At 52.3% G+C, this 9,021-nt stretch carries 6 protein-coding genes; 1 reads left to right on the top strand and 5 read right to left on the bottom strand.

The window, feature by feature from the left end; translation table 11 throughout:
* Positions 1-253 (top strand): hypothetical protein (locus tag ACR0AW_RS07925; RefSeq protein ID WP_480776493.1); only part of this gene is annotated, 253 nt, incomplete at its 5' end.
* A 287-nt stretch (positions 254-540) separates the two neighbouring features.
* Here ACR0AW_RS07925 and ACR0AW_RS07920 read toward each other — a convergent pair.
* The 5 genes from ACR0AW_RS07920 to ACR0AW_RS07900 all read right to left on the bottom strand — a co-directional run bounded on the left by ACR0AW_RS07920 (position 541) and on the right by ACR0AW_RS07900 (position 8,912).
* Positions 541-792 (bottom strand): EF-hand domain-containing protein, encoded by a 252-nt coding sequence (locus ACR0AW_RS07920; RefSeq protein WP_170733326.1) that lies wholly within the window; start codon positions 790-792, stop codon positions 541-543.
* A 603-nt stretch (positions 793-1,395) separates the two neighbouring features.
* Positions 1,396-2,724 carry a pyridoxal phosphate-dependent decarboxylase family protein gene (locus tag ACR0AW_RS07915; protein WP_480444115.1) on the bottom strand — a complete coding sequence of 443 codons (1,329 nt, stop codon included), beginning with the start codon at positions 2,722-2,724 and terminating at the stop codon, positions 1,396-1,398.
* Between the two features lie 531 nt (positions 2,725-3,255).
* On the bottom strand, positions 3,256-3,795 hold the full coding sequence (locus ACR0AW_RS07910) for a GNAT family N-acetyltransferase (RefSeq protein ID WP_170733325.1): 540 nt from the start codon (positions 3,793-3,795) through the stop codon (positions 3,256-3,258).
* 199 nt (positions 3,796-3,994) lie between these two features.
* Positions 3,995-8,458, bottom strand: a complete 4,464-nt coding sequence (locus ACR0AW_RS07905) for an nSTAND1 domain-containing NTPase (protein WP_170733324.1) — start codon at positions 8,456-8,458, stop codon at positions 3,995-3,997.
* 13 nt (positions 8,459-8,471) lie between these two features.
* A complete protein-coding gene (locus ACR0AW_RS07900) occupies positions 8,472-8,912 on the bottom strand; it encodes a hypothetical protein (RefSeq protein WP_170733323.1) in 441 nt (146 codons plus the stop codon).
* Between the last annotated feature and the right edge of the window lie 109 nt (positions 8,913-9,021).

Genomic DNA, 9,021 nt, shown 5'->3' with positions numbered 1-9,021 from the left:
ACTCCTTGGCGGTTACGATGAGCCAGAAACCCTCTCTTATCAAATCGACCTAAACTGTCCCATGGGCGCTGACGTCAGACAAGAGAAACGAACCCAGTTTATGTGGCGTTTCTATCTTTGCATTGAAAGTGGTGGGTTTCCATTGCTTCACGTCTTCCTTGAACCAGTGCGGTACAAGCCGCCAGCGGGCCGTAGAGCTAATAAGACGGTCGTCATGGATGGAACGCTATATCCAACATTTAAGTTGGCTTGAGTTTCAGCTCATGGATAGGTCTTGGGCGTTTGGATCGCGCTCAGTTGGGATAGGAACGCCGTTCACGTTCCAGTTCTGCAGGGCATAGAGTTCCGCCCATGTCATTTCAGGTCTGCCGAAGCGTCCACACATTCGGATAGCATAGCGAAGCGGAGAAACGCTTGGTAAACATTTTTGTTAATTCAAGCCAAGAAACTAGTTTGGCGAGTCCTCACGCTATTCCACCAAGCTTTGCATGGAAATCAAACAGAATGGCGACCCCGGGAGGATTGAGCCACCATTCTCACTCAGCAGGATAGCCGTTTCTGGGGGGGTAAGACCCCTGCCTCTTCTGCAACCTGAATCTCGTTTTGAACCAGTGTACCATCGCCATTGGCGTCCATGGCAGAAAAAGTCTCTGCATCAACGTTCGGGGCAACAGCCTGCACCTCTTCGATGGTCAGTACACCATCTCCGTTAGCGTCTGCAGATTGTGCGGTGACCAAAGTGGGTAATGCAAAGGCGACTGCTGCAAGAACTGCGACTTGTTTGGTTTTCATTGTATTCGCTCCTAAGCAAGAATTGAGCATTTCTGTCCTGACACGGACTAGAAATACGCTTGTGCACGCTACGTCACCCGTCATACGTGAATCGTAAGTGTATGCGCTAATCTCCGCGTGTTTTCTTGAGTCGCTCGCACAAAGGTCTGCGGGGCAAAAAATCCCCTAATATGGCTAGGTAATTAATGCCCGAGCTGAACCGTGTAACATGGCAATGCTCCGCTCAAAGCCTCTGACATGTTTGGTTTCGCGAGTGGTGGTCTTCAATAATGCTGAAAACCATCAGGAATGTTGAGATCGAATGTCATTTAGTGGACAAAGCGGCCTTTGACTGCTGCTGTGCCAAAAGCCGCATCCATGATACGTTTACTGTTTTCCTCCTATTAGAACGCGCGACTTAGTTTCTCCAGCATGTTGTCAGCTATTTGATCAAACAAACTTAGTTTCTAGGGCGCGGGGCAATGGAAAGATGTCGTGAAAAATGAACTGGAAAATGTCCTTCCAAAGTTCAGATATTGAACGACGTACTTTTGAGTTAATTGCCCAGGTTCCTTGCAAAAAGAACATGATTGGTTGCTCAGACCCGATTGCCTGCGTCAAGCACTATTTGTGACGTCTGACCGCGCGTTCAACGGCTTGGATTGATTGACGAATATCCTCGGATGTTGTGCGGTGATTGACCAAGGCTGCACGTAGACACGCCTTGCCTTTGATGACGGTTGTCGAGAATACGGCATCACCAGAAAGCTGAAGCTCGGCTGCGATTTTGTTCACGTCTCCATAGGCAATGTAGAAACAGCAAATATTAGAAGTGACGGGAAACGAAAGGTCCAAAACATCAGATGCCTCGACCAGCTCAGCCATCAATGCAGTCTGCTTGCAGTTGTTCGTAATGGACGCAGAGAAGGCCTGTGTTCCGATCGATTTAATCGCGGCCCAGACCTTAAGGGCGCGAAATCCGCGCGAAAGCTCCAGCCCATAGTCGCAGAACCACAGATCGCCTCCTCCAAGCCCTTCATTTTGTTGTTCAAGGTAGCTAGGGCGTGACGTAAACGTGTCGAAATGCAGGGAGCGATCGTAGATCATGCAGGCTCCGCAGTCATAAGGAACGGACATCCATTTGTGAAAATCACATGAGATCGAATTTGCCCGTTCCATCCCGTCAACAAGCTGTGCCCAAGGATGATCCGCGAGTCGTGTCCAAAATCCAAAGGCGGCATCCACATGAAGCCAGATATTTTGGTCTACACAAAAATCCGCAATCTCGTTCAAACTATCAAACGAACCTGTGTCGACCGAACCCGCTGTGCCAATCACGGCCAAAGGAACGCGATCAATGGACTTGTCTTTTGCAACAGCGCGTTTCAATGATGCAATATCCATCCTCATGTCATCGTCTGTGTCGACAACATGAATTGCATCTGTCCCGTAGCCCATCGATTCAAGCGCCTTACCGATACACGAGTGCGTACCGCGGCGCACGTAGACAGCTACGCTTGGCAGCGCTCGAATACCGGTCTTTCTAACGTCATGACCAAATTGCTTGTTTCGCGCCGCCGTCAGCGCTAAGATCGTCGCTTGCGACGTACCAGTCGTTAGAATGGCAGATGCACTCTCGGGCAATCCAGAAACGCCAAGCAGCCAATCCAGCGTGACCCGCTCGACTTCGATGGCCCCGTGATCGCGGCCACCGCAGTTGCTGTTCATCGTGGCTGCAACCAATTCTGCCCCAACGGAAACCGGCAGTCCGGCCCCATGCACCCAACCGAAGAACCGTGGATGCGTGTTGCCGGTCGCGTAGGGCATGATGTCATCAGCCAACTGAGCGAACGTTTGCTTAATACCAACACCAACGGCCTCTCGCGTCAGGGACAAGCGACCGGCAAACCCGTCAGGCTTAGGTTGCCAAGGCAAGTCCCTCGCGCTTTTCATTCGAGCTATGCATTGATCCATTAACTTGTGCAAATGATGGCTAAAATCATCCCAGTCTTTCGGATCCAAATGGTTGCCTTCAGAAGTCATAGCAAAGCCTTTTTTGATGGGCGATTGTCCATAGCATTAGAACATCGCAGATCTGCGATACAAGCCGCGTTAGGTTTGCGGTCTTCAGATGGGGCGGGTCAATTGAGACCTGCCGCCGATCTTACTGAGATTATCCGCTTTGCTATGAGGCGCAGAGCTAACGAAAGCCGACTTTGGTTCAGTCCGTAGGAACAGTAACTCTGGGCTCAAACCAGTCATCTGACATATTAGGTTGGAAATTGACGCGGTTCTAACGGTTTGATGCCTGCCGCGCGGACAAACCATCGTTTCGCTACGCCTGCTCAAAGACCCACTTCTTTAAAATGCGCCAGCGCTAGAAAGTCGTTTCTGCCAGTGAGTGAAGGCAACGGGTATGTCTATACTACAAAGAGAAGGAACCCCAGTTCTTGAGCAGGAAGCCTTCATTTACCGACTCACGCACTACCAGTGGTTTGGATTATCTAGTGGACCAACGCATCGAGAAGTGCCTTTGAGTGGGGTGAATTGATCTGCTGTCAGGGATTGACCAAGCCATCCCTCCGGATACTGGAGTGGCAAAGGCGGCTGAGCATCGGCTTCTGTAATGTGAGCGAAGCCCACCTTCGAATAGAAGTTGTTTTCCCCGTAGGTCAAAGCAACATCAACCCCACTGTCTCTTAGAGCTTGAAGCGCGTGACCAATCAGGCGTTGCCCAAGCCCTTTACCCTGCCGATCGGTTGAGACCGCGACTGGCGCCAGAATGAATACCGTTCGATCATCTTCCGGATATGTCATCCGTGTGAAGATGATGCTGGCCAAGACGTCCCCGTTCTCAACCGCAGAGAACACGAGCATGTCGTTAGTGGTCAGCGAAGACAGCATTTCGGTGACCAACGCCTTTATCAGTCCGCCAGCTTTGGGTCCTTCCGATGCGGAGAATGTGTCCAAAAACATCGAGATAATGTCATCAGTTATTTCATTGTATTCAGTTGTGATATCCATGGTCTTTCACTGCGGATCAGTTTATCTTTGGTTGAACCCCAGTCCAGTCCGACAATGGAACGAATGTCGGGTATGCGGGACAAAGCTGCCTTTTGCTGGTGCAGCGTCATTTGCCTTATTGAAGCGAGATTGCCAATGACAGTCTTCACAGCGCCGGAGTATCACTGCGCAAGCCTGCATCAATAAATCGTGAATAGAGTCACTGCGATCTAAGGCTGGCGCAGACATCATCGCGTGCCGCTCCCAGATATTGCTCGTGTTGTTGCGTCCCTAAAACGCCATCGCTCAGGTTGCATGCTGCCTTGGTGCTCAGAACATCCCAAATACGCACTATTCCGTCTTCACCGGAACTTGCAAACTGCTGCCCATCTGGATGATTTGCTAGACGCCAGATGGCTCCTGCATGTGCATTTGGAATGCGGCCAATCAATTTTCCAAAGCTCAGGTCCCAGACATGCAGCCCACCGCTTCTGTCGGATGCTACTAGGCTGGCGCCATCGTGCAAAAAAAGGAGGTCCGTGGCTCCGCGGGCATGGCCTGTGAAGTTCTGCAGTCGCATTCCATCTTCCAGACGCCAGACTGACACTGTTTCGTCGCTGTCCGCAGCGGCCAGCAGTGATCCATCGGGGTTGAAGGCCACTGACCAAACGAGATTATCCGATACCTTCAAAGTCAGGGGCATTGCAGTCTGGTCAGTTGGCCAAACGAGCACTTCACCCATGCTTGTGGAAACCGCTATTCTAGATGAATCAGCGTGCATGGTTGCTCTGGTAACACTACCGTAGTCGAGCGCAAAGCGACGCAGTGTTTCAGCGGTTGAAACATCAATCAGATGCGCACCACCTTCCGCACCAGCTAGAAGGCTACTTCCATCTGATGTGAAAGATAGCGACCAGATTGCTTCGCCGAGCGCAGGAAATCTAATTTGAGCGCCCAAAAAGTCAGGCGACGAAACTACGATCTGCCCTTTGCGGTCCGCGGTCGCCAACTGCCTGTAATCCCGTGACAGAGCTACTGCCCAAACCTGATGTTGGTGGGATGGCCCCAGTGACAATGCTGGCAAATCCATTGGAGAACCCGCGACAGCTCCATTGGTGTCGCCAAAAAACACGTGGCTCGGGCTCAGAGCCACTCCCTTCGGCTTTCCATCGTCATGCGCAGCGAAGCTTAAAGCTAGATCTGGACGTGGGCCAACTCGCCAAAACCGGACATTCTGATCGGCGCCGAGTGTCACAGCAGTGTAAAGATCGGAGGATATTGCCACATCGAGGATTCGCCCGGAATGACCGGAAGTAGATTCCGCGACTAAAGTCTGAGAGAGAACATCCCAGATCAATAGGCGACCATGGCTATTCCCACCGACGAGGCTCCATCCATCGGGCATAAATTCCACGGAACTAATCTGATCTTTGGCAGGGAAGGCCATACCGAGCATTTCTCCGGACTCGGAGTGGATCAACGCGGAGCTACCATCGCTACTTGCGGTTGCTATGATCGAGCTGTCCGGACTGAAAGACACAAACCAGACATCGCTAGAATGTACCGATTTCAAGGGGGGAAACTTCTCGTTACCTGACGGAAACTGCCATACGCGGATTTCACCAGCACCGTTGCCCGCCGCAATAGATAAGCCGTCCGGACTGAAAGCTACACTTGTAAAATCACCAGTGCGATGCGCCAGAACCAAGCGCTTTACTGCGTCATCGCCAATTAGGGACCAGAGAGAGACTTTCCCATCCTCACCAACGGTGGCTAGAACCGGCTCGCTAGGATGGAAAGCGAGACGCCACTGAATATCGCTCGCCTCTCCAATAAGGATTGGAGCATCAGGAAGTCCATCGTTGAACGACCAGTAAGCAATGCGCCCGCTGTCGCCGACGGTGGCGAAACCTGCTCCGCTGGGCGAGAACGAAATGTCTTGGATTCCTCCGACTCCACCGTCGAGATCATCGCCAACTTGCCGTCGCGTTGCGCTGTCAAGTATGCGTACCGTCCCATCGCGCCGACCGACTATTACGAAACGTTGATCTGGAGATATGGCAACCGAAAGCGCGTCCCCAACTACGACTGGCTCACCAACAGGAACAGGAAGCCCGGTAGCAAGAGAATTCCGTGCCTTTAGCATGGCAACTCGAGCGTCATAGGTCGTGCGTGCGCCACGCGACTGACCAATAGATTGCGCTGCGAGGTTGAGCGCGAGCAGGGGGTCGTCCGTAGCAAAACCGGCCGCCGCGGCTCCTAGAGCACTGGCTAAGCTCTCGTTTGCCACAAGAGTTGCCGAGTCGGCCAGCATCGCGCTTTTTTTTGCTTGTCGTGACTGGTTGAATGCAACGATTGACGCGGCGGTCGTGCCGACTGTAAGAGCGGCCAGCGCACAAACCGCCAAAGCTTGAAGTCGACGCCGTTTTTTCCGCCGCTCATTTGTCGCCTTTTGCACATCGTCGCGCGCCTGCGCGCTTGCAAGCAGAAACTCTTGCTCCTTGGCACCGGCTTTGTCTTTGTTGTTCTCGAACCACTCAAGAATGTAGCTTAGACGCGCTCCGCTCAGAAGCATGTCTGGGTCGCGTTCTGTTTCGACCCATTCATCGGCCATCTGGACGATCCGTAAACGCAACCTCAGATCTCCGCGGGATCTTTCGATCCAGCGATTGAGACGAGGCCAAGACCTTAACAATGCTTCGTGCGTGATCTGAACGGTTCTATTGTCCAAAGTTAAGAGCCGGGCTTCGGTCAATCGTTTCGTCACCCGATCCATCACTTTTGGGTCCGGGTCTTCCTGCAACTCGGAACGCTGCAAAATTCTTCGAGTGTCAGCACCTCCTTCGCCTGGCGTCACCAAATTGAGAAGTAGGCGCTCGGCAACTATGCGTTCCTTCTTTGAAAAGTCATTGTCGAAGATTGAGTCAGCGGTCTGGCGAATTGCCCCCGCCATCCCACCGCTGCTGCGATAACCTTCGTATGTAAGAGTTCCACCCAGCTTGCGTTTCCAAGTCTCAACAAGGGCATGGGAAATTAGGGGTAAAACACCAGAGTCGTTACCCGCGTCCGCGACGATTGCGTCAACGAGATGCTGTTCAACATAGAGACCAGCGCGTCTTGCGGGCTCAATGATAGAGCGGCGCAGATCATTTTCTGACATCGGGCCGACAAGTAACTGATTTTGGTTGACAGCTTTTGCGAGCCAAGGAATTGCCGCGCATTTCTCATAAAAGTCAGCGCGCAGTGTGATAATTATTTGGACCTGACTGTCGGCGGGGTCTGTAATCGCGGAAAGGGCCTCCACGAAACTTTGAGCCGCGCGCTTGTCATTGAGTGTAAACAACTCTTCGAACTGATCAATTACTAGAAGGATGGGCCTGACACTTGCATCTTGAAGAACTTGGCGCGCGATGGAGGGCCGAGCGAGGAATTCATTGAGTAGAACACGCGCTGATCCCTCTGTGCCTCGCAGACGAAAAAACAACTCTGAAAGTGCATCTCGCCCCGGCGTGAATAGTTCGATTCGCCAGGTTTCGCTTCGCAGTACCCTGCCTTGTTGCAATAGAGGGATGACACCGGCCCGGATCAAAGAGCTTTTGCCGCTTCCGGACGCTCCTCCTACCACTAGCACTTTGGTTGTTTTTAAACGATTTAATAGATCGGCGACAAGTTCTTCACGACCAAAGAAGCTATCTGCATCCTCAGGTTGGAACGCGCTTAGCCCATGATAGGGGCAATCCGTTTCCATTTGCAAATCAGCCTCTGCACTGAGGCGCGCAATGGTCGGATCAGGCGCCTCCGCCGCGACACGTGCCATTATGTCATGGGCGGCGCTGCTCCAAGATTGAATGTCTACGAAGCGTTCAAGCGGGTCCGCTGCCATGCCGCGTAAGAAGAAATCTCGCCAGTGGTCCTGATGGTCCGGTATGGCTTCGTCCAGCTTGTGTGGTTCTGGTGGCCGGGACTGGGTGATTGCGTACCATATTACGGCGCTAGCTGCGAATATGTCCGCAGCAGCACTAGCTTTTTGGTCAACGTTGAACTGCTCTGGTGCCATATAAGCGGGCGTGCCGCTGATAAACATTGAGGAGGCGTTCTGTCCACTTTTTTCGCTTGCAATGCCTAGATCGCCGATCATGATTCGATCTAGGCCGGCGCGTTTTTGCGTAGGAATCGGGTCGACAACTGTTTGATCTTCCGACACAGAGGAAGCGGGGTATTGAGAAGGCCGATACCCAACCGTTTGATAAAGGATGTTGTCCGGCTTTATGTCGCGATGGACAACACCAGCGCGGTGCATCGACGAAAGCCCAGATGAAATTGCGTCGACCAACTGCAAAATATCATACTGCTGCAAGCCGCAATCGGGGTCTTGTCTTTGTTTCATCAGGGATGTCAGCGAACCTTGGTCGGCATAATCCATGACAAAATAGGGGTTGCCTTCTGACAGCCGACCGATGTCGTGAACCCCAACGAGGTTGTAGGATTGTATCCGGCGCAGCAGCCGCGCTTCCTCGATGAAACGCTCCTTCAGAGCGTTATCGTTTTTCCCACGTGTCAGAAGAATCTTGATCGCAACGTCTGTGGCAAGTTCCTCATCCCAAGACAACGCCACGACGGCGAAGCCGCCACGCGCGATTTCCCGGCGGACAACGTAGCGCCCGATGTATGCCGGTAGCTCCATTTCTGTACCCGCGTCAGAAGTTTGAAGACACGTCGACGCAGTGGAAAACTTCGGGGTCAACTATGTCATGGTTTCGATCTGCCGCAGAGATGCACAACGAAACGCCCCCTCTGCGCTGCGACACTGAAGTAACACCAGTCGTCGTGTAGTTGGGATAGGCGTCAGTTGGGTGCCAATCGCCTTGTGACATATTGTAGACGGTCTCTGCATTGTTGCTTACCTGCCTCACGTCATAAAGTTCGCCCCACCAGATGTGAAAGTGATTCTTGGAGATGTCTGGGACAAAATTTGCCTTCAAAGTTACTGCCAGTTCGCCATCCTGACCAGAAACCGATATTATTTCCACATCGCAACCGTCCACCGGGCAGGCATTGGAATCTTGCGCCAAAGCGTGCCCGTAAAAACCGGTTGTGATGATCAATGTGAATACAGATATCATTCCAAAATACGGCATGGTCTACTACGCCCCCTTCGAATGCAATTGCTGAAAGTTTGATTTTGTGAGAGTATCACAAGGCCCGAAAAATCCCTAGTTGCCTGTTTTCGGGGCTTCAAGGGCCGGT

Source organism: Ruegeria sp. C5, assembly GCF_056537605.1.
This window is presented reverse-complemented; position numbering and strand designations above follow the sequence as displayed.